The 25,017-nt window shown below is 66.2% G+C and carries 22 protein-coding genes; 12 read left to right on the top strand and 10 right to left on the bottom strand.

All coding sequences use genetic code 11. The annotated features are described in order from the left end of the window. Positions 1 to 63 precede the first annotated feature (63 nt). Positions 64 to 1,101: an LLM class F420-dependent oxidoreductase gene (locus tag OHA42_RS21885; protein WP_406229745.1), complete on the top strand. Its 1,038-nt coding sequence runs from the start codon at positions 64 to 66 to the stop codon at positions 1,099 to 1,101. Here the strand turns inward: OHA42_RS21885 and OHA42_RS21890 are convergent. Next, positions 1,067 to 1,774 carry a class I SAM-dependent DNA methyltransferase gene (locus tag OHA42_RS21890; protein WP_406229746.1) on the bottom strand — a complete coding sequence of 236 codons (708 nt, stop codon included), beginning with the start codon at positions 1,772 to 1,774 and terminating at the stop codon, positions 1,067 to 1,069. The genes OHA42_RS21885 and OHA42_RS21890 overlap by 35 nt on opposite strands. Before the next feature lie 42 nt (positions 1,775 to 1,816). Then, a complete protein-coding gene (locus tag OHA42_RS21895) occupies positions 1,817 to 2,149 on the bottom strand; it encodes an STAS domain-containing protein (RefSeq protein ID WP_328413017.1) in 333 nt (110 codons plus the stop codon). A gap of 446 nt (positions 2,150 to 2,595) precedes the next feature. Here OHA42_RS21895 and car point away from each other — a divergent pair, with 446 nt between their 5' ends. The 4 genes from car to ilvD all read left to right on the top strand — a co-directional run bounded on the left by car (position 2,596) and on the right by ilvD (position 10,040). Beyond that, the gene (gene car, locus OHA42_RS21900; RefSeq protein ID WP_406229747.1) at positions 2,596 to 6,090 is read left to right on the top strand and encodes a carboxylic acid reductase; all 3,495 of its coding nucleotides are present in this window, start codon (positions 2,596 to 2,598) and stop codon (positions 6,088 to 6,090) included. Positions 6,091 to 6,182: 92 nt separating this feature from the next. Beyond that, on the top strand, positions 6,183 to 6,647 hold the full coding sequence (locus OHA42_RS21905; RefSeq protein ID WP_406229748.1) for a nitroreductase/quinone reductase family protein: 465 nt from the start codon (positions 6,183 to 6,185) through the stop codon (positions 6,645 to 6,647). Positions 6,648 to 6,999: 352 nt separating this feature from the next. Next, a complete protein-coding gene (locus OHA42_RS21910) occupies positions 7,000 to 7,947 on the top strand; it encodes a DUF6924 domain-containing protein (RefSeq protein ID WP_406229749.1) in 948 nt (315 codons plus the stop codon). Between the two features lie 377 nt (positions 7,948 to 8,324). Continuing rightward, positions 8,325 to 10,040, top strand: a complete 1,716-nt coding sequence (gene ilvD / locus OHA42_RS21915) for a dihydroxy-acid dehydratase (protein WP_406239521.1) — start codon at positions 8,325 to 8,327, stop codon at positions 10,038 to 10,040. 826 nt (positions 10,041 to 10,866) lie between these two features. Here ilvD and OHA42_RS21920 read toward each other — a convergent pair. From OHA42_RS21920 to mftR, 6 genes are all read right to left on the bottom strand, one after another. After that, on the bottom strand, positions 10,867 to 13,260 hold the full coding sequence (locus tag OHA42_RS21920; RefSeq protein WP_406229750.1) for a SpoIIE family protein phosphatase: 2,394 nt from the start codon (positions 13,258 to 13,260) through the stop codon (positions 10,867 to 10,869). Further along, positions 13,257 to 13,892, bottom strand: a complete 636-nt coding sequence (locus OHA42_RS21925; protein ID WP_406229751.1) for a SpoIIE family protein phosphatase — start codon at positions 13,890 to 13,892, stop codon at positions 13,257 to 13,259. Before OHA42_RS21925 ends, OHA42_RS21920 begins: the two co-directional genes overlap by 4 nt. Then, positions 13,885 to 14,310, bottom strand: coding sequence for an ATP-binding protein (locus tag OHA42_RS21930; protein ID WP_328400284.1), 426 nt, complete (start codon positions 14,308 to 14,310; stop codon positions 13,885 to 13,887). Before OHA42_RS21930 ends, OHA42_RS21925 begins: the two co-directional genes overlap by 8 nt. Beyond that, a complete protein-coding gene (locus OHA42_RS21935; protein WP_328400287.1) occupies positions 14,288 to 14,677 on the bottom strand; it encodes an STAS domain-containing protein in 390 nt (129 codons plus the stop codon). Before OHA42_RS21935 ends, OHA42_RS21930 begins: the two co-directional genes overlap by 23 nt. A 12-nt stretch (positions 14,678 to 14,689) precedes the next feature. Continuing rightward, positions 14,690 to 15,595, bottom strand: coding sequence for an STAS domain-containing protein (locus OHA42_RS21940; protein WP_328400289.1), 906 nt, complete (start codon positions 15,593 to 15,595; stop codon positions 14,690 to 14,692). 121 nt (positions 15,596 to 15,716) lie between these two features. Beyond that, positions 15,717 to 16,307, bottom strand: coding sequence for a mycofactocin system transcriptional regulator (gene mftR / locus OHA42_RS21945; protein ID WP_406229752.1), 591 nt, complete (start codon positions 16,305 to 16,307; stop codon positions 15,717 to 15,719). 40 nt (positions 16,308 to 16,347) lie between these two features. On the opposite strand from mftR, the gene mftE reads away from it, so the two are divergent. After that, positions 16,348 to 17,064 carry a mycofactocin biosynthesis peptidyl-dipeptidase MftE gene (mftE, locus tag OHA42_RS21950; protein WP_406229753.1) on the top strand — a complete coding sequence of 239 codons (717 nt, stop codon included), beginning with the start codon at positions 16,348 to 16,350 and terminating at the stop codon, positions 17,062 to 17,064. Next, positions 17,061 to 18,287: a pre-mycofactocin synthase MftD gene (gene mftD / locus OHA42_RS21955; protein WP_406229754.1), complete on the top strand. Its 1,227-nt coding sequence runs from the start codon at positions 17,061 to 17,063 to the stop codon at positions 18,285 to 18,287. Before mftE ends, mftD begins: the two co-directional genes overlap by 4 nt. A 119-nt stretch (positions 18,288 to 18,406) precedes the next feature. Here the strand turns inward: mftD and OHA42_RS21960 are convergent, their stop codons facing one another. Further along, positions 18,407 to 18,877, bottom strand: a complete 471-nt coding sequence (locus tag OHA42_RS21960; protein WP_406229755.1) for a MarR family winged helix-turn-helix transcriptional regulator — start codon at positions 18,875 to 18,877, stop codon at positions 18,407 to 18,409. 303 nt (positions 18,878 to 19,180) lie between these two features. On the opposite strand from OHA42_RS21960, the gene OHA42_RS21965 reads away from it, so the two are divergent. From OHA42_RS21965 to OHA42_RS21980, 4 genes are all read left to right on the top strand, one after another. Continuing rightward, the gene (locus tag OHA42_RS21965; protein ID WP_406229756.1) at positions 19,181 to 20,857 is read left to right on the top strand and encodes a fumarate hydratase; all 1,677 of its coding nucleotides are present in this window, start codon (positions 19,181 to 19,183) and stop codon (positions 20,855 to 20,857) included. 142 nt (positions 20,858 to 20,999) lie between these two features. Further along, a complete protein-coding gene (locus OHA42_RS21970; protein ID WP_406229757.1) occupies positions 21,000 to 21,431 on the top strand; it encodes a hypothetical protein in 432 nt (143 codons plus the stop codon). A gap of 119 nt (positions 21,432 to 21,550) precedes the next feature. Further along, positions 21,551 to 21,751, top strand: coding sequence for a hypothetical protein (locus OHA42_RS21975; RefSeq protein ID WP_406229758.1), 201 nt, complete (start codon positions 21,551 to 21,553; stop codon positions 21,749 to 21,751). A gap of 332 nt (positions 21,752 to 22,083) precedes the next feature. Beyond that, the gene (locus OHA42_RS21980; protein ID WP_406229759.1) at positions 22,084 to 22,605 is read left to right on the top strand and encodes a M15 family metallopeptidase; all 522 of its coding nucleotides are present in this window, start codon (positions 22,084 to 22,086) and stop codon (positions 22,603 to 22,605) included. A gap of 8 nt (positions 22,606 to 22,613) precedes the next feature. Here the strand turns inward: OHA42_RS21980 and OHA42_RS21985 are convergent, their stop codons facing one another. Beyond that, entirely contained in the window at positions 22,614 to 23,147 is a 534-nt protein-coding gene (locus OHA42_RS21985) for a DUF4288 domain-containing protein (protein WP_406229761.1), read from the bottom strand. Between the two features lie 635 nt (positions 23,148 to 23,782). On the opposite strand from OHA42_RS21985, the gene OHA42_RS21990 reads away from it, so the two are divergent. Beyond that, positions 23,783 to 24,982, top strand: coding sequence for a serine hydrolase domain-containing protein (locus tag OHA42_RS21990; RefSeq protein ID WP_406229762.1), 1,200 nt, complete (start codon positions 23,783 to 23,785; stop codon positions 24,980 to 24,982). Positions 24,983 to 25,017: the final 35 nt, after the last annotated feature.

Raw genomic sequence — 25,017 nt, forward strand, 5'->3', positions numbered from 1 at the left:
CTACCGCCCGCGCGTGGGTGGCCGGTGCGCGCCCGGTCCGTAGCTGCGGTTATGTTGAGTGTTATGCGGATCGGATTGGGCATCAATTACTCGGGCGGATTCAAAGAGGCGGCGGCGGAAGTGGCCGACCTCGAGCAGGCCGGTCTGGACATCGTGTTCGTCCCCGAGGCGTACTCCTTCGACGCCGTCAGTGCGCTGGGCTACCTGGCCGCCAAGACCACCCGTCTGCAGCTGGCCTCGGGCATCCTGCAGATCTACACCCGCACCCCCAGCCTGACCGCGATGACCGCAGCGGGCCTGGACTTCGTCTCCGACGGCCGCTACGTGCTCGGCCTCGGCGCGTCGGGCCCGCAGGTGATCGAGGGGTTCCACGGCGTCGCCTACGACTCGCCGATCGGCCGCACCAGGGAACTGGTCGAGATATGCCGCAAGGTGTGGCGGCGTGAGCGGCTCGAATACGACGGCAAGTACTACAAGATTCCGCTGCCCGCAGGCGATGGTACCGGCCTCGGCAAGCCGCTCAAGTTGATCAATCACCCGGTGCGCGAACGCATTCCAGTGTTGCTCGCCGCGCTCGGCCCGAAGAATGTGCAGCTGGCCGCCGAGATCGCCGAGGGCTGGCAGCCGATCTTCTTCGTGCCCGAGAAGGCCAAGGAAATCTGGGGTGAATCGCTGGATGCCGGTCTGGCCAAACGTGATCCGATCCTCGGCGAACTCGACGTGTATGCCGGACCTGCGCTGGCGATCGGTGAAAACGTCACGCCGCTACTGGAATTCGTGAAACCGCACCTCGCGCTGTATATCGGCGGCATGGGCGCGAAGGGCAAGAACTTCTATCACGCCCTCGCCACGAAGTACGGCTACGGCGCAGAGGCCGACCGTATTCAGGAGCTGTACCTGGCCGGCAAGAAGGAAGAGGCCGCCAAGGTCGTTCCGGACGACCTGGTGCGCGACATCTCCCTCGTCGGCCCCGCCGGCTACGTCAAGGAGCGGGTCGCCGCGTTCCGTGAGGCGGGCGTGACCGTCCTCAACGTCGTTCCGATGGCCGCGACCCCGGCCGAGCGGATCAAGCTGATCGAGCAGCTGCGCGAACTCTGCTGAGATCCTGTTGGCTCGCCGGGTCGGCCCGGCGAGCCAACAGGTAGGCGCGGCGAGTGTCGACCTCGTGCGGATAGTTCGGGCGCTCCATGCGCATCCGCACCTCGAACCCCGCCGCCGCCAGGTCGGCGATGATCTGATCCGGATCGAAGAAGCGGAAGTCGACATCCACCTCGTGTCCCCACCAGGTATCGAAATGCCGGATCTCCGAGCCGATGTGGAACGAGACAAGGAACAGGCCCGACGGGCGCAGCACGCGATGCACCTGTTCGAAGGCGCTGCGCAGTTCGCCAGGCGCGAGATGGATGATCGAGTAGAACGCGACCGCGGCGCCGAATTCGCCATCGGCGGCGGGCAGTTCGAGCAAATCGCCCGCACGGAACTCGACCGCTGAATAGTGTTTGCGTCCCAACGCGACCATGGCGGCGGATAGGTCGATGCCGACTGTCGTCGCACCGTGATCGGCGAGCCAGGCCGCAATATGTCCAGGGCCGCAGCCGAGGTCGGCGATCGGTTTTCCCGATTCGGTCTGCTCGATGAGACTGCTCAGCAGTGCCCGGTCGAGCGGTTTGCCGCGGAGCTCATCGCGGAGATCGGTGGCGTAATTCTCGGCGACGGTGTCGTAGCTGCGGCGGACGGTGTCATGCGTGCCGTGATCTCCCACAGGCTCCAGCATTCCACGGTCCACCGCAACGAGCAGGGCTGTGGGACTTCAGGATCAGCGGAACGACGCCAGGGCCTGATCGAGGGTCGAATGCAGCGCGAAGACCTGATCCAGGCTGGTCATCTTCAGCTGGCGACTGGTCGCCGGGCCATCGGCGACGACGGCGATCGAGGTCGACGCTCCCGCCCGCTGATGCGCCCCGACCAGGGCGGCCATCCCCGCCGAGGCGAGGAAGCTGACCGCGGACAGGTCGATGATCAGGGCCACGGGTTTACCGGCGAGAATGCCCTCGATCGCGGCTTCGAGCGCGGGCGCTGTCGCCAGGTCGACCTCGCCGGACACCGTCAGCACAGTCGCGCCCTCGGGCGTTGTCACCGTGGTGGTCATCGTGTCCGCGAGGGGATACGCGTCTCCGGAAGTATTGGTCACATCTTCACAATCTGCCATGAACCGCCCGATCTCGCTGTACTGACACAAAACATGCAGCAAACCTGGCATGTTCGCGTGCCATGCGAGTTTTCTTGCCGTCACACCTTACCGCCCTGGATTGTCCTTGGGGTCGCGTCCTTCGGAGCGAGCGCGCGGCAACGGCTCGGCGTGCCGAATCGCCCAGGTCGGCTCGCCGCGGACGGAGCGCCGACGGGCCGAAGTGTATGAGATGTGGGTCACATCAGAAGCTGGACGCTATAGGTGTATACCGGAAAGGGTAGTTGTCTGAGCTAACTACAGATCGAAAGAGGGAAGTCCTGTGGTTGCCTCCCTCACCGACGTCAGCCGCTTCATCCGGCGTCGGTCTCTCGTGTGAGCGATATCCGACCAAGGGAGGCTGGATCATGTCGATCGATACTCCAGCAGGGCGGCGCGAACAGCGCATCGCCGAGTTGTATGCCTGTGATCAGCAGGTTCGCGACGCCGAGCCATCCGAAGAGATCAGCACAGCGCTGAGCCGACCAGGACTGCGGTATGCGCAGGTAATTGCGACGGTGCTGGAAGGTTATGCCGAACGTCCCGCGCTCGGGCAGCGGGCATTCGAGTTCACCACGGATGTGGCGGGTCGGCGCACGCTTCGTCTGCTGCCCAGATTCGAGACCATCACCTACCGGGAACTGGGCGAGCGAATCGGAGCGGTGGCCGCCGCGTGGCATCACGACGTCGAACATCCTGTGCGCGCAGGCGATTTCGTCGCCATACTCGGCTTCACGAGTTGTGACTACGTCACGCTCGATCTGGCCTGTGCAGAGCTGGGCGCGGTGTCGGTGCCGCTGCAGGCGGGGGCCGCGGTCGCCCAACTGCGGGCGATCATGGCCGAGACCAGCCCTCGGGTTCTCGCCGCGACGCCGGAACTGCTCGATGCCGCCGTCGATTGCTTGCTCGACGAGGTGCCCACCGAACATCTTGTCGTCTTCGACTACCACCCCGAGGACGACGCGCAACGTGCGGCGGTCGATTCGGCGCTACAGCGGCTTGCGGACGCCGGTAGCGCGATTGTCGTCGAAACGCTCGATTCGGTGCGCACCCGCGGCCGTGCCGCACCGCCCGCGCCGCCGTTCGTCCCCGACGCCGACGCCGACCCGCTGGCCGTGCTCATCTACACCTCGGGAAGTACAGGCACGCCCAAGGGCGCCATGTACACCGATCGGCTTGCTGCCGGCATCTGGGTGGAGACGACGGCCTGGTTCGATTCGACCACAGCGCCCACGATCGGCGTGAACTATCTGCCCATGAGCCACCTCGCGGGCCGTCTCACCCTGTCGGGGATTCTCGCGCGCGGCGGCACTGCCTACTTCACGGCAAGAAGCGATATGTCGACGCTGTTCGAGGACATCGGTCTGGTGCGCCCGACGGCCGTGATATTCGTTCCACGCGTGTGCGACCTGATTTTCCAGCGCTATCAGAGCGAGCTCGACCGGCGCGGCGCCACCGAACAGCAGGTGAAAACCGAACTGCGCCAGGACTTCCTCGGCGGGCGTGTCATCTCCGCCTCGGTGGGCTCGGCACCGCTGGCCGCGGAGCTGAAGACCTTCATGGAGTCTGTCCTGGATGTGGAGTTGCGCGATGGCTACGGTTCCACCGAGGCGGGCGGGGTGCTGGTCGACAACCAGCTGCGCCGGCCGCCGGTGCTCGACTACAAACTCGTCGACGTCCCCGAGCTGGGATATTTCCGGACCGACCAGCCGCATCCTCGCGGCGAACTGCTGCTGAAGACGCGCACCATGATTCCTGGGTACTACAAGCGTCCCGAGGTCACCGCGCAGATCTTCGACCCGGACGGCTTCTACAAGACCGGCGACATCATGGCCGAGATCGGTCCAGATCAACTCGTCTACGTCGACCGTCGCAACAACGTGCTGAAGCTGTCGCAGGGCGAGTTCGTCGCCGTCTCCCAGTTGGAGGCCGTCTACGCGGGCAGCCCCTTGGTCCGGCAGATATTCGTCTACGGCAGCAGCGAACGCGCCTACTTGCTCGCGGTGGTTGTGCCCACCGCGGCGGCTCTGGACACCGACGCGCTGAAGGGCGCGATCGCCGCGTCGTTGCAGCAGATCGCGAACGAAGCCGAACTGAACTCTTACGAGATCCCGCGCGACTTCCTGATCGAGACCGAGCCATTCACGATCGAGAACGGTCTGCTCTCCGGCATCGGTAAACTGTTGCGGCCCAAGCTCACAGCGCAATACGGCGCTCGACTCGACCAGTTGTACAGCGACCTGGCAGAACAGCAGGACAACGAACTGCTCGCCCTGCGGCATACCGCTGCCGAGCTGCCGGTGCTGGAAACGATCAGCCGGGCCGCCCGCGCACTACTGGGTTGCGCGACAACAGATATCCGTCCGGAAGCCCAGTTCACAGAACTGGGCGGCGATTCCCTTTCGGCGCTGTCGTTTTCGAACCTACTCCAGGATATTTTCGCGGTGGACGTGCCGGTCGGCGTGGTCATCAGCCCCGCGAACGGGCTACGTGATCTCGCCGATTACGTGGAAAGGGCGCGGAATTCGGCTGTGCGGCGGCCCACCCTCGCCGCGGTCCACGGCCGCGACGGATCGGCGATCTACGCCGGTGACCTGACCCTCGACAAGTTCATCGATGCGAGGACCCTGAGCGCCGCCGAGGCATTGCCCGCGCCCGACGGCATCACCCGGACGGTGCTGCTGACCGGAGCGAACGGCTACCTGGGGCGCTTTTTGTGCCTGGAATGGCTGGAGCGGCTGGATGAGTCGGGTGGCACGCTGATCTGCGTGGTGCGCGGCAGCGACGCGGTGGCAGCAAGGCAGCGGCTCGACGAGGCATTCGACAGCGGCGACCCGGAGCTGGTCGAGCATTTCCAGGAGCTGGCCGCCCGCCGCCTCGAAGTCCTGTCAGGCGATATCGGCGAGGCGAACCTCGGCCTGGACAGCGCGACCTGGAATCGGTTGGCCGACAGCGTCGATCTGATCGTCCACCCGGCTGCCCTTGTCAACCATGTGCTGCCCTACAGCCAGTTGTTCGGGCCGAACGTGGTCGGCACCGCCGAGGTGATTCGCCTCGCGATCAGCAGGCGGCTCAAGCCCGTCACCTATCTCTCGACGGTGGGCGTCGCCGCGCAAGTCGAGCCAGGGCGGTTCGACGAGGACGGTGACATCCGTGATTTCAGCTCGATGCGTGTCATCGATGAGAGTTATGCCAACGGCTACGGCAACAGCAAGTGGGCGGGGGAGGTGCTGCTGCGTGAAGCCAACGACCTGTGCGGTCTGCCGGTCACGGTCTTCCGCTCCGACATGATCCTCGCGCACAGCCGCTACCGCGGGCAGCTCAACGTGCCGGACATGTTCACGCGCCTGGTGCTGAGTCTGGTCGCGACCGGGATCGCGCCGTCCTCCTTCTACGAGACCCACTCCGACGGCACGCGACGGCGCTCCCACTATGACGGGCTGCCCGCCGACTTCACCGCTGAGGCGATCACCACACTCGGTAGCCTCGGCACGGCAGGATTCCATACCTTCGATGTGGTGAATCCGCACGACGACGGCATATCCCTGGACAACGTCGTGGACTGGCTGATCGACTCAGGCCACCCGATCCAGCGCATCACCGACTACCGCGACTGGTTCGACCGTTTCGAGACCGCACTGCGCGCATTGCCCGAGAAGCAGCGCCAGGCCTCGGTACTGCCGCTGCTGCACGCCTACGCCCGTCCGGAGCACCCGATCCGCGGCTCGGTCATCCCGGCCAAGGCGTTTCAGACCGCCGTCCACAACGTGCGAATCGGCCCGGACAACGACATCCCACATCTATCGCCGCAGCTCATCACCAAATACGTCACCGACCTCCAGCACCGCACGCTGCTGGTCTAGCCCGGCACGACGTCCAGGTACAGCGCACCGTCCACACCCCAGCCGAAGCTTTCTGACCCCAATTGCCGGAACACAGCGAAAGCGAGAATCCGATGAGCTTCGGAACCCCCGCGGGCACCCGCGGCGCCCGCCAACCATCCGGCCGGTTCACCACGTGGATGAACAAGTTCATGGCTGAACGCCTGCGCCGCAAGGGCGGCGGCAAATTCATGGGAATGGACGCTCTCGTCCTGACCACGCTCGGCCGCAAGAGCGGCGTCGAACGTTCCACACCGGTAGCCTGGTTTCCCGGAGACAACGGCACCTACCTCATCGCTGCCTCGGCGGCCGGCGCCGCCGGAAACCCCGCCTGGTACCACAACCTCGCCGCCAACCCCGACAAGGTCCGCATCGACGTCGATGGCCGAACCCTCGACGTGACCGCCGAACAACTCCACGGCACCGAACGCGACAAGGCGTGGCAGCAGATCACGACCACCGCACCCCGATTCGCCGGATATCAGCAGAAGACCGACCGGGAAATCCCGATCATCCGCCTGGCTGCCCGCCCCAGCTGAAGTCCCGGCAGCTCACGGCCACGCCGCATATCCGCGATCCGGGCAACCGGGTGCCGCCGCTCGCCATACAGCCCGCCCGAACGCACCGCCGGGTCGATAACGAACTCCGTCGAGTGTTTTTCCGCTGGTCACCCCGCGTAGGAAACCGTCACGTAGATCGTCGATCGTGTGGGCGAACACAGTGTTGCTGCACCCGACATTCATGATCTCTATCGTGCCTGTCACGTACTGTTCGGCAAGGCGCACAGCGTCTTTAGACGGTGCTGACCTGAGCGTGATGTCCTGCAGCAGGCATCACCATGGCCAGGACCCATTACGACGAGTGACCGCAGCAGCCTTTCGGAGGAGAATCATGTCCTTGCCCAAGCTTCCCCAGCCGGAGCCCGGTGAAGTGCTGTTGGTCTGTACTTGCTACGAGGACGGCATGGCACTGTGGGGCGGGCTGTTCGACGAGATCGGGGGCCGCCGGGAAGGCGATGTGCTCGTCGTCGGGCGCAACGGGGTGCGGGTGCGACCGATCGAGGACACCGGGTGGGACTTCCTGCACGGCGGAAACGTTCCCGCGCTTGCCGCGGACGACGGCCCGGTGCCGCCGATCGTCGTCTTGGCGGACATTCCGGTGGTATACGGCGGGGACGGGCCGTTGCTGGTGGACTTGGCAGCGATACCCGGGCGCGGCGTACGGGTCCCGTCAGCCCGGCTCGGCGAGATCCTGGCCGCCCTGCTGGGCGGCGCACTCGCGTTCGACCACCTGGTGCGCAACATGGACGTGTGCGGCATGTACCAGGGGGACGGCGGCCGGCCGGCCTTCCCCGCGCCGACGGCGCCGCCGCACCGGTCCTTCCCGGCACTGCCCTCCACCGCTGCCGTACTGCTGGTCCGTACCTTCTTCGACGACGAGGAGGGCTGGCGCACCCTGCTCGACGAGCTGGGCGGGGCCGACGAGGATGGCTGGGGCGGCGCAGACCTGGACTCGGACGAGATCGACGTGGAGCACTATCCGTTGACGGCGTTGGTCGTCGACGACCGGGCCTTCGATGGCCTCCTGCCGGGGCAGGTCCCGGCGCAGGTCCCGCCGCCCAAGGAGCACACCGCGCTGGTCGTGATCGCCGACGCCAGGACCTTTGCCGAGCCCGGCCGACCGCTGACCGTTGTCGACCTACACGACACCCCGGGGCAGACCGCCGTCCTTCCCTGCCGCATGGTCGGATCGATGGCGTGCAACCTGGAGATCAGCAACATGGATTTTTACGAGTTCGTCGCCGTGGAGGACACGCAGCCGTGGTGGGACGGCTCCTGAGAGGGCACGCGATGCAGCCGTCCTGCGGTAAGTATCGGCAGCAGGGGCGGCGTCACGCTGGCGCCGACGAGTCTCGGAAACCGATAGGACGGCCCCAGTTGCCGATCAGCGGGAAAGGATCCGTGCACTAGTTGCACCTGGGCCTCTTCCAGCACGTCTAGGGCACATTCGACCATGGCGGAGGCAATGCGCCGGTGCTGGTATTCCGGCTCGACAGTGACGATTTCGAGTTTCATCAACCGCACCTGCGTCTGCATTTGTACCGTCGGACCGTCAGGTGCGGCGCGGTCGACGAACACCACTGCGGCGTTGCCGGGTATCCGATCTCGGCGCCCACCGGCGTGGTCGACGGCTGCGGGCGATGTGGTGGGAGGATGATGAACGTCGTGTCCAATGATCCGAATGGTCCCGATATCAAGCCGCGCAGCCGCGATGTCACCGATGGGTTGGAGAAGACCGCCGCTCGAGGGATGTTGCGAGCGGTCGGGATGGGCGATGGCGACTGGGGGAAGTCGCAGATCGGGGTGGCATCCTCGTGGAACGAGATCACCCCGTGCAATCTGTCGTTGGATCGGCTCGCGAAGGCCAGCAAAGAAGGTGTGTTCGCCGGGGGTGGCTATCCCATGCAGTTCGGAACCATTTCGGTCTCCGACGGCATCTCCATGGGGCACGAGGGCATGCACTTCTCGCTGGTGTCGCGTGAGGTGATCGCCGACAGCGTCGAGACGGTCATGCAGGCCGAGCGCCTCGACGGCTCGGTGCTGCTGGCCGGGTGTGACAAATCCTTGCCCGGCATGCTGATGGCGGCGGCCCGGCTGAACCTGGCCAGCGTGTTCCTGTATGCGGGCTCGATCCTGCCGGGGATTGCGAAAATGTCCGACGGCAGTGAGCGCGAGGTGACGATCATCGATGCGTTCGAGGCGGTCGGCGCGTGTTCGCGCGGGCTGATGAGCCGCGAAGATGTCGACGCCATCGAGCGGGCAATTTGCCCGGGTGAGGGCGCTTGCGGCGGGATGTACACCGCGAACACGATGGCCAGCGCGGCCGAGGCCATGGGCATGTCGCTGCCCGGCAGCGCGGCGCCGCCCGCGACCGACCGCCGCCGCGACGGCTATGCCCGGCGCAGCGGCGAGGCCGTCGTCGAGTTGCTGCGGCGCGGGATCACCACGGCCGACATTCTCACCAAAGAGGCCTTCGAGAACGCGATCGCCGTGGTGATGGCATTCGGCGGCTCTACCAACGCCGTGCTGCACCTGCTGGCGATCGCGCACGACGCGAATGTCGAACTGACGCTGAAGGATTTCGCCCGCGTCGGCCGCCGAGTACCGCACCTCGCCGACGTGAAACCCTTCGGCAAGCACGTGATGACCGATGTGGACCGAATCGGCGGTGTCCCGGTCATGATGAAGGCGCTGCTGGATGCCGGGCTGCTGCACGGCGACTGCTTGACGGTGACGGGGCGGACCGTGGCGGAGAATTTGGCCGAGATCCACCCACCGGACCCCGACGGCAAGGTGGTCCGTGCCATGAAGTCCCCGATCCATCCGACCGGCGGCATCACCATCCTCGAGGGATCGCTCGCACCCGGCGGAGCCGTGGTGAAGTCGGCAGGCTTCGATTCCGAGGTATTCACCGGCACTGCAAGGGTTTTCGATCGCGAGCGCACCGCGATGGACGCACTCGAAGATGGCACCATCGCGGCCGGTGATGTGGTGGTGATCCGGTACGAGGGACCCAAGGGTGGTCCGGGGATGCGCGAGATGCTCGCTATTACTGCGGCCATCAAGGGTGCGGGCTTGGGTAAGGATGTCCTGCTGCTCACCGACGGACGTTTCTCGGGCGGCACCACCGGACTGTGCGTCGGCCATGTCGCCCCGGAAGCGGTGGACGGCGGCCCGATCGCGTTCGTGCGCGACGGTGACCAGATCCGCCTCGACGTCGGCGCGGGAACCCTCGACCTACTGATCGAATCCGAGGAGCTCAACCGCCGCCGCGAGGACTGGGAACCGTTGCCGCCCCGCTACACCCGTGGTGTGCTGGCCAAGTACTCGAAGCTGGTGGGGTCGGCGTCCTACGGCGCCGTGTGCGACTGACACCTCGTCGACTCGAGATCGTGCGCCGCAGCTGCTGCGGCGCACGATAATTCGGCATCGGACCCGAGACATCGAGCGGGGTGAATGTGCCACTGAGCCAACCGATCTGATACCGGATGCTCCGAGGTCGGTCGTGTCGCCCGAGTGTTCCGGCATGACCACCTCGGCTCCGGCCGGACCGTCAGTTGGTGAAATGCGCGACAGTGTAAGCACATCGATGCATGTTGACCTGCTGAATGTCGGATTCTGTTGTCCGCACTCGCCGTAACCCTCATTTACCGACGAATTCTGATCTAAAATGAGGGCATGTAGGACCCACGCGGTCCGACCTGGCGCCCTCGTTGCGCCCCACGATCTGAAGATTGATTCGGCTGGCGGGGCCCGGGTAATGCATTCGGCCGGGGTGCCGCAGAGTTGGGGTACCCGGCACGGAGAATCTGCCTGCCGAGGAGACGATGATGGTCCAGGGAATCGGAACCGAACACGACGACGACTTCGAGCAGGTGCCGGTGATCTGGCCCGACCCTAGCCCGTTGGACGCCTGGTGGCGTCGCGTGATGGCCGCTCCGAGCGACGCAACCGGCGATCTGTCACATCCCGGGAGGGCATCCGGTCACCGTCAATAACCCGCCGCGACTGTTATTGCACGCGTGACAGTCTCGAACAACTTCACCGAAACCCGTTGTGTGGGAAAAGGATCGGCGCGCGCCCGAGGTTTTCCCGGTCGCGTCTGGGGCACTATGCGGACGTGATCGGGAAACCACCTCGCCTGCCCCGCCGGCGGCGGTGCGATCGGAACCTCCGGTACGCCGATATCGACGCGTCGTCAGCTGGAAATGCGGCGCTGTGTGCCGCGCAGCGGGTTCGCCACCGGGGATTTGATCGCGGGCAGGGTGACCGACATGCGGACGGTGGTGCCGGGGCCGATGTGGTCGATCTCCAGCTCCTCGGTCAGTGCTCGCATCATGTCGATGCCGCGGCCGCGATAGCCGGGGTCGGCCGAGCGTGGCTTCCATGTTCCGGCGTCGGTGACCACGATGACCACCGTCTGGGTGTCGCATTCGGCCGTGAGCTGGACTCGGCCCGCGTCCGGCGCGTCGGTGGCACCGGTGGCGCGGCCCATCGATGCATCGGTGGACCGCACGGGTCGGCTCACGGGCAGCGCACCGTCGCGGTAGGCGTGTTCGATGCTGTTGCTGCACGCCTCGTTCGCGGCCGCGATCAGATCCGAGGCGAGATCGTGCGGCACCGCGGCGGCGGCCAGCCAGGCCTTCAGGCTCCGGCGCATCGCCGAGAGCTGATCGGGGTTGGCGGGCACGTCCAGTCGCAGTGCAGCGGGCGGCTGGCGGTAGACAACCATGGCGACGTCGTCGTCGTAGCCCGCGGCCGGGCGCAGCCGCGACAGCACCGCGTCGGCAACCTCCCGTGGTAGTCGGCCGGGGGTGTCCGCGAGTACCGCGCAGATCTTCGCGAAGCTGTCATCGATGTCGACACCGCGCTGCTCGACCAACCCGTCGGTGAACAGCACCAGGGTCGAGCCGGGTGCGAGCGCTGTGGTCGCCTCCGGGCGCCGCGGCACGTCGAAGGTGGCCAGCGGCACCGATCGGCCGCCCTCGAGCAGCCTGCCCGGTTCGCTCACGTCGGCGAGGATCGGCGGCATATGACCGGCGCTGCTGTAGCGGACCAGCCCGCGCACCGGGTCGAGCACCGCCGCGCACACGGTGGTGCACATGGCACCGGGAATGCGCGCTGCGACGGTATCGAGCTCGGCGAGCAATTGGGCCGGCCCCGCGCCCCCGAGCAGCAACGTCTGTGCGGCCGTGCGCAATTGGCCCATCACCACGGCGGCGGACAGCCCTCGTCCAACGCAGTCGCCGACCACGATGCCGATTGTCCCGTCCCGCAGCGGCACCACGTCGTACCAGTCGCCGCCGATTTCCAAGGGCGGCAACGCGGGCTCGTAGTGCACGGAGAACCGCGGCGGCAGCTCGATCGGGCCGAGCATGGCACGCTGCAATGTCAGCGAGGTGGAACGCGCTTGATCGAAGTTGCGCGCCCGCTGCACCGCCAGGCTCAAGTGGCCGATGAGCAGGGAGAACAAGGTCCAGTCCGCGGCACTGATCGCGCGCGGCGCGGCGAAGCGCAACCACAACGCGGCATCACCGGTCTCGCCGAGTGGAGCGACGATGCCCTCGGAGCTTTCGGTGCCCTCCGGGATCGCGATCAGGCTGCGGCCGGGCCTGCGTCGTGCCCGATCGAGCAGCGCACGAGCCCGTGCCTCGAGCGCGTTGCCCGCAGGCGAGGGTTTTCTGGTCGCATCGCCTGTCGCCTGGATCTGGCCGGTGTTCGCGGGGCGGTCGGTGACCTGCGTGCCGCCGGAGACATAAACCTCGGGACCGGTGTTGCGGCTCGGCCAGACCGAAACCACCGCGGTCTCGGCGCCGACCGTGCGCCGCAGCTCGTCCAGCCCGACGGCGAGCACCTCGACCACGCTGGTGGCCGCGCCGACGGCGGTGGCCAGCCGGGAGGCGGCTTGATCGCGGGCCTGGGCGTCGTGTTCGGCCGTCACATCGCGAATGGTGCCGACGAAGATCTGCTCATGGTCGTCCGGCTTGATGAGGGCACTCGTGCTCACCGCGAGCCAGACCGTGCGGCCGTCGCGGTGCTGGATCGGAATGACGAAGCGCTGTGCCTCGGTGCCGAGATCGGGATAGCGCGGGCCCTCCGGCATCGACCACGGATGCGGCAGCGGGTAGGGGATGTCGGCGGCGCCGTACCCGGTCAGCGCGCCGAAGGCGGAATTGACCTCGACGATGGTGCCGTGCGAGTCGGCAACGAAGAAGCCGTCCTGCAGTGATTCGACCAGCGCGGTGCGGAAGGCGTCGCGGCCCGCGAGATCGTCTGCGCGGGAACGCTGTTGCTCGTAGCGGCGGTTGCCGTCGAGGAACCCTCTGGTGGCGATGTCCAGCGCGGCGAGGGTCTGCAATAGGAATTCCAGCGCCGTCTCGGCGAGCTTGACGTCCTGGTCGTCGGCGGGCTGCTGGGCGGCTTGTACGACGCGGAAGTGGTTTTCGGTGAGGTCGAGCAGGCTGATGCCTTCGACGAGAGCGCGGCGGCCGAGGTCGTAGCCTTCGGCGAGGCCGGCCTGCGTCGGCGCATCCAAGTGCCGCCGAAGCGCATCCGCGTAGGCGTCCCGAAATGCGGCCAGCGCAGCGGTCATGTCATCACATCCGGTGGGCCGCCCCGATGACGTGCGGCGAGGACCAAGGCGTCATCGGTGTCTTTGGCATGCTTGGCGAGGATATCGGCGGTGATGTCGGCCGTGGACTTCGACAGATCGATGCTGTCGAGCGAGTCGATGACGATACCGTCGGTCGACATCAATAGTAGGTCGCCCTGACGCACCGCCACCGTCTGCGATTGTAGGTTCTGCGGTAGCCGGTAGCCGACGATGCCGCCGGTCAGCAGCACCGTCGCGCGGATCGTCAGCCCGACGGGGCCACGGGTGAGCACCTGGGAGTCGACGTTCCCGACGCCGAGCCAGCGCACCGTGTCCGCATCGTCGAAAAGCACTAAAGACACTGCCGCGCCGCGGGTTTCGGCCATGGCTCGATGACACAGCACCATCAGGACGTCCAATGGTTCGGCGCGGTTTTCCGCGAGTATCTGTGCGGCGCGATCGGAGGCGTCGGCGGCGGCGGCGCCATGGCCGAGGCCGTCGAGCACGGCGAAGAGCACGGTGCCGTTGCCCGCGTCGAGGACCACGCAGCGATCACCGGAAACTTGTTGGCCCGGGAGCGCGCGACCGGCCACCGCCCACTCGATTCGGCCGATGAACCCGTCCTCATGCACCGTTGGGTACCCACTTCCACATCTCGATCAACGTGCCGCGTCCGGGCGCCGAATCGATGATCAGGCGGTCCATCAATCGTCGGGCGCCGGGCAGGCCGAGACCGAGGCCGCGTCCGGTGGAGTAGCCGTCGTCCAGCGCGCGGGCGATGTCGATGATGCCGGGACCTTGGTCCTCGGCCTGAACCACCAGCGCTTGACGACCCTCCCGGTCGTCGACCAGCAGCCGGATCTCGCCGCTGCCTGCGTAGCTGGTGATGTTGCGAGCAATCTCGGAGATAGCTGTCGAGATCATTGTTCGATCGGTCAGAGAGAATCCGAGCTTGGCTGCCAGTTCACGTCCGGCCTGTCGTGCGATCACGATGTCCCCGGACACCCTGACCGCGATCACCAAGTTCTCAGCGGCCACTGTCACGACCATCTCGCTGGCGACGGGCTGGAGTTTTGCGGTTCAGCCAGGCGAGGCCCTCTTCGAGGTCGAGGGCCGTGTGCATGTCTTCGAACGTGAGCCCGAGCTGAACCATGGCGAACGCGACTTCGGGTTGCAATCCGACGATGACCGTTTCGGCACCGCGGAGCTGCGTCATGTGCGCGATGGTACGCAGCGATCTCGCTGCGAAAGAATCCATTACATCGATCGCCGTGACGTCGACGATGATGCCGTGCGCCCGATATTTGCTGACCTGCTTCATCAGATCGTCTTGCAGGCGCTCGGTGTCGGCGTCGGTCAGTGCGGACTGTACCGACGCGATGAGGAATGTGCCTTGCTTGAGTATCGGGACCGGCATCAGTTCGCCTGATCAGCGTCCGTCGCGTTCGATGGGCCGATCCGTCACGCGGGTCACCTCGTAGCCCAGCAAACGTTCGGCTTCCTCGATACCGCCCTGCAGGTCGCCGACGGCATTCATCTTGGACAGATCGAGTCCGATGGTCACCAGTGTCAGTGCGATCTCCGAGGACAGACCGGTGATGATGACATTCGCGCCCATCAGGCCCGACGCGTCGACGGTCTGCACCAGGTGGTTGGCCACCGTGGAGTCGATCGCGGGCACACCGGTGATGTCGATGACGACGACCTTCGCGCGGTTGGCGCGGATCGCGCGCAGCAGCTGCTCGGTGAGCTGGCGCGCACGCTGACTGTCGAGCACACCGATGATCGGCAGGATGAGCAGCTGCTCACGGACCTGCAGCACCGGGGTCGACAGCTCGCGAATGGCTTCCTGCTGCTGCCGGATAACTCGCTCGCGCTCCTGCACGAAGGAGATGGCCACGGTGCTCGCGATGCGGTTGGCGGCCGGTTCGTATGCGTCGAGCACAGCATTCAGTAGCTCGAAGTCGGCTTGGTACTTCTCGAACAGCGAGCGGGCGAGCACGTCACGCAGCAACAGCACGATGCCCAGGACCTCGTCGGTCTCGACACCTCTCGGAATGATGCGTTCGGAGAGATCGCGTGCGTAGGCCTGCAGCGCTTCGACGCTACCGGTCTCGAGCACCTCGACGTAGTTGTCGTAGACGGAGGTCGCCTCCGAGAAGATCTCCTCGGGGGTCATTGCGGTCAGCAGCTGGGCATCGGTGATACGCCGGGCCCATTCCTCGCGCAGTGCGGTGCGGTTCTGCCGCAGGTGTTCGACCAACTGTGGAAGCAGGTTGTCGACCGGTCCTGCGGTCAGGGAATCCGCCGAAAGGCTCATGGACACCTCGGACATGGAAACTCCAGCCCCTTTCGACGGGTGGGTCGGGATTCGTACGTTCGGCTGCGAGCCGCTACCGAGCCTAGTCATACCCCACCGGAGTTGCTGGCGAAACCTGCCGGTCGTTCGCCGGGTTTCACGGTGGCGGCGCGAATCCGCGAGCCAGACCGGCCAGCGCCGCGTCGAGGTAGACCGTCAGGTCTGCGTCGGCCCTGGCGAGCCAGGCGTCGAAGGCGGCGCGCGCGGCGGCGAGGGTGGTGCGCCCGACGGCGAGGGGGAGCAGTGCGTCCTCCGGCTCGCCGAGCCGTTGCGCGGCGAAGGCGCTGACCGCGCGTTCCCAGGCGTCGTAGTGCGCGCCCGCGGTGGCGGCGAGTGCGGGGACAGCGCCGACGAGCTGCATGCGGGTGCGCAGCTCGGCGACGTCTTCGGCGCGATATCGGTTGGCGTTCACCACAACTCGGCGTACGGCGGCCATCATCGGCACCTCGTCGGGCACCGTGGCGAAGGCTTCGCGCAGCGCGGCGACCTCGTCGTCGAACTGGTACCAGAGCACTTCCGCCTTGGTGGGGAAATAGCGGAAGAAGGTGCGTCCGCTGATGCCCGCGGCCGCAGCGATCTGCTCGACGGTCGTCTCGTCGAAGCCCTGTTCGGTGAACAGGCGCATGGCGATCAGCTCGAGTTCGCGCTTGGTTGTGCCCCTGGGGCGACCGCGCGTCGGAGGTGTCACGGCTATTGATTATGTCAGTGACTGACGATAATCTCGCGACGTGTTCGAAAATGTCCAGGTGGCGGATCTCACGTGGCCCGAGGCGGGCGAGCGTGCCGCCGCGGGGGTGATTCTGGCCGTGCCGGTGGGCGCCACCGAACAGCACGGTCCGCATCTGCCACTGTCCACGGACACCGACATCGCGGTGGCACTGTGCACGCGGCTGGCCGTGCTGCGGCCGGATGTGTTTGTCGCGCCTGCTGTCCCGTATGGCTCCAGCGGTGAGCACGCGGGCTTCCCCGGCACCCTGTCGATCGGGCAGGCCGCGTTGGAGCTGCTGATCATCGAGCTGTGCCGTTCGGCCACCGAAACGTTCGACCGCATCCTGCTGGTCAGCGGGCACGGCGGCAATCTGGAGCCGCTGCGCAAGGCGTGCGCACTGTTGCGCGGCGAATCCTGTGACGTGCACATGTATATGCCCCGATATCAGGGCGATCCGCACGCGGGGCGCTCGGAGACCTCGATTCAGCTGGCGCTGGCGCCGGGCCGGGTCCGCGCCGAGCGCGCGGTTGCCGGTGATACACGGCCGTTGACCGAGATCCTGCCGCTGATGCGCGCGGGGGGAGTTCGTGCGGTGAGTGCCAACGGCGTGCTCGGCGACCCGGCGGGCGCGACTGCGGACGAAGGTACAGCGCTGCTCGCGCATCTGATCACCGATCTGAACGACCAGATCCGGCTGTGGTGGCCGGCAGCTTCCCGGGAAAGGACCGGAACATGAACCCGTGGTTCGAAACAGTCGCCGAGGCGCAGCGGCGTGCGAAGAAACGTTTGCCGAAGTCCGTGTACGGCGCGCTGATTGCCGGATCCGAGCGTGGCCAGACCATCGAGGAGAACCAGCTCGCCCTCACCGAGCTCGGCTTCGCACCCCATGTCGCTGGTCCGATCGGTGACCGAGATCAGTCGACAACCATACTGGGGCAGCAGCTTTCGATGCCGGTGCTGATCTCGCCGACCGGCGTGCAGGCCGTGCACCCCGATGGTGAAGTGGCTGTCGCCCGTGCCGCGGCGGCACGCGGGATCGCTATGGGGCTCAGCTCCTTCGCCAGCAAGCCCATCGAAGAGGTGATCGCGGCCAACCCGTCGACCTTCTTCCAGCTCTACTGGTGCGGCAGCAAAGACGAGATCCTGCAGCGGATGGAACGGGCGAAGACAGCGGGCGCCGTCGGGCTGATCCTGACCCTCGACTGGTCGTTCTCGCACGGCCGCGACTGGGGCAGTCCGGTGATTCCGGAGAAGCTCGATCTGCGTGCCATGCTGCGCTTCGCGCCGCAGACCCTGATCAAGCCGCGGTGGCTGAGCACCTACTTGAAGTCGGGCCACATTCCCGACCTCACCGCGCCGAATATGGCCATCGGCGACGGACCCGCACCGGGGTTCTTCGGCGCCTACGGCGAATGGATGGGCACCCCCGCACCCGACTGGGCCGACGTGCAGTGGATCTGCGAACAATGGGCGGGCCCGGTCATGCTCAAGGGTGTGATGCGCGTGGACGACGCACTGCGCGCGGTCGATTCGGGCGTGGCCGCTATCTCTGTCTCGAACCACGGCGGCAACAATCTCGACGGCACCCCCGCCGCAATCCGAGCACTGCCCGTCGTCGCCGATGCCGTCGGCTCGCAGATCGACGTGGTGCTCGACGGCGGCATCCGTCGCGGCAGCGATGTGGTGAAGGCGGTCGCGCTCGGTGCGCGCGCGGTGATGATCGGTCGCGCCTACCTGTGGGGCCTGGCCGCCAACGGCCAGGCCGGCGTCGAGAATGTCCTCGACATCCTGCGCGGCGGCATCGACTCGGCGCTGCTCGGGCTGCGTAAGACCTCGGTGCAGGACCTGGATCGGTCGGACCTGATCATGCCGGAGGGCTTCGAGCGTGCGCTCGGGATCCCCGCGCGCCCTGTCGACGTTCCAGCGCGCCCGGCCTCGGGGCCGGTCGTCGCCGGATAGTCGGTGGATGGCTGCCCCGGACCGCGTCCGGGGCAGCGTGGGCAGACCTGGGATCTGCGCCGCAGGGCTGTGGCTTGCGCCGCGGGCTGTGGCTTGCGTTGCGAGCCAGCCATGTTCGGTCAGTCCGGAGCCGCCGCCTTGCGATGGTGGGCGAGCAGGGTGTCGTAAATATCTGCGAGCGCGGCTAGTTGCTGACGGTCGAGGATGTCGACCATGTGTCGGCGCACGCTGTCGACGTGGGCGGGCGCGGCGGTCGCGAGGACGTCGGCGCCGCGCGGTGTCAACCGTGCCGCTGTGCGGCGGGCGTCGTCGGGGATCGGCTCCCGTGCGACCAAGCAGCGTTTCTCCATCCTGGTGATCTGGTGGGAGAGCCTGCTCTGCGACCACTCGAGCTTCGCGGCCAGGTCGGCGAAGGTGAGCCGATGGTCGGGGGAGTCGGCGAGATAGGCAAGGACCGAGTATTCGACGTAGGTGAGGTTCGACTCGCGGGACGAGTCGCGCCCGACCGCCGCGGCGATGAGATCGCGGGTGCGCACGAAGCCGAGCCACGCACGCATTTCGACGTCATCGAGCCACTGGGGATCGGTCACGATAGCGCTCCAAACTCTGACATGTCATATAAATTGTCGCGTGCCAGTCGACCCGCTGACAACTTGTCAGAACTGAGAGGTAGCACCACGGGGTTGAACGTGCAACCTTATTGGCAATGTCCACAGGAAGGCGGCCGACTCGCCTTCGCTCGGCCCAACGCAGGCCGCGGATGGACCTCGTCCGACGATGCCTATTAGGCTTGCCTAAGCATCGGTCGGCTCCTGGGTGGTGGATACGCTTCCTGTGCTCATGACCAGCCCCGGCTGCACTCAGCCGCAGGCCCGCCCGAAGGAGTGCGTCCCGTGACCGCGCCGGATTTCCGCTATTCAGATCTGCTGCCGATCGGGGCCGACGACACCCCCTACCGGTTGATCACCACCGAGGGCGTCAGCACCTTCGAAGTCAACGGCCGGACGTTCCTGCAGGTCGAGCCCGAGGCGCTGCGGCTGCTCACCGCCGAGGCGATGCACGACATCAGCCACTATCTGCGACCCGCGCACCTGTCCCAGCTGCGCAAGATCATCGATGACCCGGAGTCCAGCGGCAACGACCGCTTCGTCGCGCTCGACCTGCTCAAGAACGTGAACATCTCGGCGGGCGGCATCCTGCCGATGTGTCAGGATACCGGCACCGCAATTGTCATGGGCAAGAAGTCCGAGGGTGTGCTGACCGGCGTAGACGACGCCGAATGGATCAGCAGGGGCGTGTTCGATGCCTATACAAAGCTGAACCTGCGCTACTCCCAGCTCGCGCCGATCACCATGTGGGACGAGAAGAACACCGGGACCAACCTGCCCGCGCAGATCGAGTTGTACTCCACCCAGGGTGATCCCGCGCATCCGTCCTACAAGTTCTTGTTCATGGCCAAAGGCGGCGGCTCGGCGAACAAGTCGTTCCTCTACCAGGAGACCAAGGCGGTCCTGAACCCCGAGCGCATGCTGGAGTTCCTCGACGAGAAGATCCGCTCGCTCGGCACCGCGGCCTGTCCGCCGTATCACCTCGCGGTGGTCATCGGCGGCACCAGCGCCGAATTCGCTTTGAAGACGGCGAAATACGCCTCGGCGCACTACCTGGACAACCTGCCGACCGAGGGTTCACTCGCAGCGCACGCTTTCCGCGACCTCGAGCTCGAGGAAGAGGTCTTCAAGCTCACCCAATCCTTCGGTATCGGTGCGCAATTCGGCGGCAAGTACTTCTGCCACGATGTGCGCGTGGTGCGGCTGCCGCGTCACGGCGCCAGCTGCCCGGTGGCGATCGCGGTCTCTTGCTCGGCCGACCGGCAGGCTCTCGCCAAGATCACCCCGGAGGGTGTGTTCCTGGAACAGCTCGAGCGCGAGCCCGCGCACTACCTCCCCGAGCAGACCGACTCCATTCTCGGCGGCGACGTGGTGAAGATCGATCTGAACCGGCCGATGTCGGAGATCCGCGCGGAACTGTCGAAATATCCGGTGAAGACCCGGCTTTCGCTGACCGGTCCGCTGGTGGTGGCGCGCGATATCGCGCACGCCAAGATCAAGGAACGCCTCGACGCGGGCGAGCCGATGCCGCAGTACCTGCGCGATATGGCCGTCTATTACGCGGGCCCGGCCAAGACCCCCGAGGGCTACGCATCGGGTTCGTTCGGCCCGACCACAGCAGGCCGGATGGATTCCTATGTCGACCAGTTCCAGGCCGCGGGCGGCTCGTTCGTCATGCTCGCCAAGGGCAATCGCTCGGCCCAGGTGACCAAGGCGTGCAACGAACACGGCGGCTTCTACCTCGGTTCCATCGGTGGGCCGGCCGCGCGACTCGCGCTGGACTGCATCAAATCCGTCGAGGTGCTCGAGTATGAAGAGCTGGGTATGGAAGCGGTCTGGAAGATCGAGGTCGAAGATTTTCCCGCCTTCATCGTGGTCGACGACAAGGGCAACGATTTCTTTGCCGAAACGCAGAAGCCTATTGCGCTCCGGGTGCGTACGCGCTCCAAAGAACGCGTCTGATATGGCCGTTTGACCGCATCGCGGGCAACTATCCGGACATCCGAATGTCACCCCGATCGCCGGGGTGGCGTTTGCCGTCACAGCGGGCACTCTTAATCGAGGACGTCGCCGCACAGTTGTGCCATGGAGGTCGAGGAGGGCAATGAGTACGACGTTTCGTATCTCGGAATCAGCCAGCCGCCGGTTGGCCGAACGCGCCGCACGCGAGGGAACCAGCTCGATCGCATTGCTCAGCCGCCTGATCCGCGAGGGGTTCGACCAGCTCGATCACCCCGGCATCGTTTTCCGCGGCCCCATCACCGACCGCCGTGCGGCCCTCGCGGCCGGGCCCGACGTGTGGGAAGTCGTTGCGCGACTGGAGGAACTCGATGGGCCGTTCGAACGCCGGATCGCGGTATTGAGCCAGCAATCGGATCTGCATTCCCGCAAGATCGAGCTCGCCGTCGCCTATGCGCGTGATCACGGCAGCGAGATCGTTGAGCGAATTGTCCGGAATCGTGAAGCCGCAGAGGAGATCCGGCGGGGGGTGTGGGCGAGCTCGACGTCACCGGGTGTGTGTAGTCGACCAGTGTGAACAGGTGGTCAAGGGGAACTCGAGGTCGCCGATGCGGTGTGCATCGGTGACCTTCCCGTCGGTGCGCCTCCTCATGTTTCGTCGTGCGGGAAAGGGTGTCGTGCAATAAGGTTCGTGCGATGTGGGCGATCGTCGGGCGGTGGATACCCGATCGTGACGGCGGGTTCGGTGTCGTGACCACCGAGTCGTGCGACGAGCTCATGGTGCGGGACGCGCTCATCGAGGCCGACGGTCCATTGCGGACGGGGGATCGGGTGTGGGTCGAGTTCGTCGATGGTACGGATGCGGACGCTGTCATGAAACTGGTGAAGGCGCCGTAGATTCCGGATTCGGTGATAGCAGCACTCACGTCTCGGTGATCCACAACACTGGAATAGATTGTGGACAAGGGTCATTCCTGTGGATAACACGCTGTGGGACACGCCGATTCGGCCTTGCTCGACGGTAACTCCTTACGCCAGATGTGGATTCCGGACAACGGCGTCCCGAGGACAAGGTGTTGTCACCCCGTTCGCCGGGCATGTCGCTGAATTCGTCGCGCCACGCGGCCTGCGGTTCCGGCGTATGCGAGCCTGTCGAGCAGCGTGCGGCCGTTGCGCCGCTGGATCGGACCTGAGGCAACCTGCCGCAGGAAGCCGTTAGTATCGCCCCCATGCTGAAGCGCGGAGTGCAAAGGAATCGGATCCTGCTCGGCCTGCCTGTCGCGGTGTTCCCCGCGCTGGTCGCCACCGCACTGGCCCTGCCGACCGCGTCCGCCACGCCCGTCGACGAGCGGGTGGCGACCGGGTCGGCGAGCGGCACCGAGGGGCTCGAGCCAAAGCTTGCGTTGGCCTATTCGCTGGCTCATGACCAGGCCGAGGCGGAGGGAGTGGAGCTGTCGATCACCTCGGGCTATCGCACGCCGGAGCAGCAGGAAGAGCTGTGGCTCAACGGGCTGCAGACCTACGGCAGCCCGGACGAGGCGCGGCGCTGGGTGCTGCCGCCCTCGGAGTCGACCCATGTGTCGGGTCAGGCGATCGATGTGGGGCCGCGCGGTGGTGCGCAGTGGCTGGAAGTGAACGGTAGCCGGTGGGGGTTGTGCCGGATCTACGAGAACGAGTGGTGGCACTTCGAGCTCGCCGCCTTGCCCGGCCTCGCGTGCCCGCCGCTGCGCGCGGATGCCAGTGGGCGGTAGCTGGGCCGCTACAGCGGATCGCCGTCCAGTAGCGGTTCCATGCGGCGGTAGGCGTCGTAGTCGCGGAAGTGGCGGGAGTAGAAAGTTCCGCCGGTCTCGAGATTGTCATCGACGGCGGGGGCCACGTCGACAAGGTGTTCAAGTGACCAGGTGACGGTGTCGCCGCGCTCGTTGCGATATCGCGCTTCCTGGTCCTCGGCCTTGGTCCGCGCTGCCGCCCGCGCGGATTCCACCGAATCGGCGAACACGAGGATGAAGCACTCTTCGTAGAGCGGCCGGTAGTCGGGTGCGTCGGAGGTCGATTTGTACAGCGCCACCGCGACGTACGGACTGGTCCGGGTGCGCTCCAGCGCTTCGGGCGGCAGCACCTGCTGTGCGCCGAGGACTTCGAGGCCGAGCAGCGTGCCCGACGTGCTCATGTCGAGCACCACGGTCCCTCTTTCGATCGCCGTGACGACCCGTTGCGCAGCCGCACCTGCGGCGATGCCGTCGGCGATGTAGCAGTACGCGGCGTCGGCGGCCGGGTCGTAGGTCATCCGCATGTCAGATTCCTTCGTCGGTGTCGTTTCGCCATTGTGTCGCAGGGCACTCCACGGTAGCCTCTGTGATCTGATACCACGTGGTCTCAGAATTTCGGTGTGGCTCGGAGCGTGCCGAATGCGCCGCTGCTGGTCTTCATGTCCGGATTCAGCGCCAATGCCGGCATGTACGACGCATTGGCGCGGCACTGGGCGAGCAATGGGTTCGTCGTGGTGATCCCCTGTACGAGTCGCCGCCGTCTCCGATCTCCCCGCCGAGCCCACCTCTACCGATGGCGACAACTTCGGCCCCGTCATCGGCAGCCTCGACGACCTCGCATTCTGGGTCGACCCCGAGCGCACTGCCCAAATCCGGTCGGGGTCGGAGTCATCTGACCGGTCTCAGCGGATGTGGGAGCCCGCCCAGCAACCTGCCTGCTAGTGCCTCGTGCGGATAGGTTGGGCTGGCTATCCGGGGTCCCTTACCGCCGTATCCGGGCTGCGGGCACCGCCCCGATCAGGCTCGATCGGTCGGAGCAGGGCGAGTGATCGGTGACGCCCCGGCGAGACAACCGGCGTTTTTCATTCGCGCCGCGTGGCACCCGCGTACATTCAGGGAACTTTCCTCGGGCTGTTTCCTATGCGAAGGGATCGCCGTCATGAGCGTGCCTGATCGCCGATGGATGCGCAGCACCGTATGCGCTGCGCTCGCGGTTGTTGTCGCATTCGCTGCCGGAGCTTGCGGATCGGACCGTCGCAATGACGTCGGGGAACACGCGACCGCGCCGGGAACGGAGACCTCGCGCGTCGACGTCGACAGCCCCGAAGCCGCGCGGATCGTCGAGATCGTCCGCGGCCAAGTAGCCGAGCTCAATCTCAGCGCTGCCGTATTCGGTGTGTGGCATGGCGACGACGAGATCGTCCGCGGTGCGCTCGGGGGATCCCCGCTCGGCATTTCGGCGACATCCGATATGCGGCTGCGGGTGGGGCAGCCGATGGAGCCGATGCTTTCGACGGTGCTGTTGCAGCTCGACAAGGCGGGGGTGGTGCGGCTGGACGAGCCCATTGCCAAGTGGGTTCCCGACTTCCCCCGCGCCGACAAGATCACCCCGCGGATGCTCGCCAACGGCACCACGGGCATCGCGGACTATGTCACCGATCCAGAGTTCCTGCGGCGCTTCTACACGAACCCGATCGCGGGGTGGACCGCGCAGGAGATCTTCGAGCTGGCCAACTCACGTCCGCCGCTGTTCGAACCCGGCACCAGCTGGGCGTATGCCCACAGTGACCTCACCCTGCTCGGCGTGGTGCTGGAGAAGGCGACCGGTCAAGCCCTCGGCGACCTGCTCGAGCAGCACGTCTTGGACCCGCTGGGCATGCACCACAGCGCGGTGGTGCTCACTCCGCAGATAGCCGAGCCGATCCTGCACGGCTACACGAACGAGCGCCACGTATTCGAGGACTCCACGTTCTGGAATCCCACGGCCTTTCTGCACAGCGGCAACATGAACTCCACCGTCGCCGATGTTGCCGTGTGGGTGCGTGCGCTCGGCACGGGCAAGCTGCTCTCCGATACGCAGTTCCACGAGATGATGGCGGCGTCGACGGCCGGGCTCGGCCCACTGACTGCACAGAAGTTCTTCGCCTTCGGCGTCGTTCATTTCGACGACTGGCTCTTCATGAACCCGGCATTCGGCGGCTACAACGGTGTTGCCCTGTACGACACGGAAACCAAGACGACCATCGTCGTCTACGTCACCCTCGGGCCGAGGGCCGACGCCAACCTCAACAACGCCGTCCCCATCGGCACCGCGATCGGTGCCGTCGTCGTGCCGGACCGCCCGCCGCATGTCTCATGATCTTCCACTAGCGACCTGGTCCGGTGGCCCGGAAG

The organism is Nocardia sp. NBC_01009, from assembly GCF_045208035.1.
Lineage (GTDB): Bacteria > Actinomycetota > Actinomycetes > Mycobacteriales > Mycobacteriaceae > Nocardia.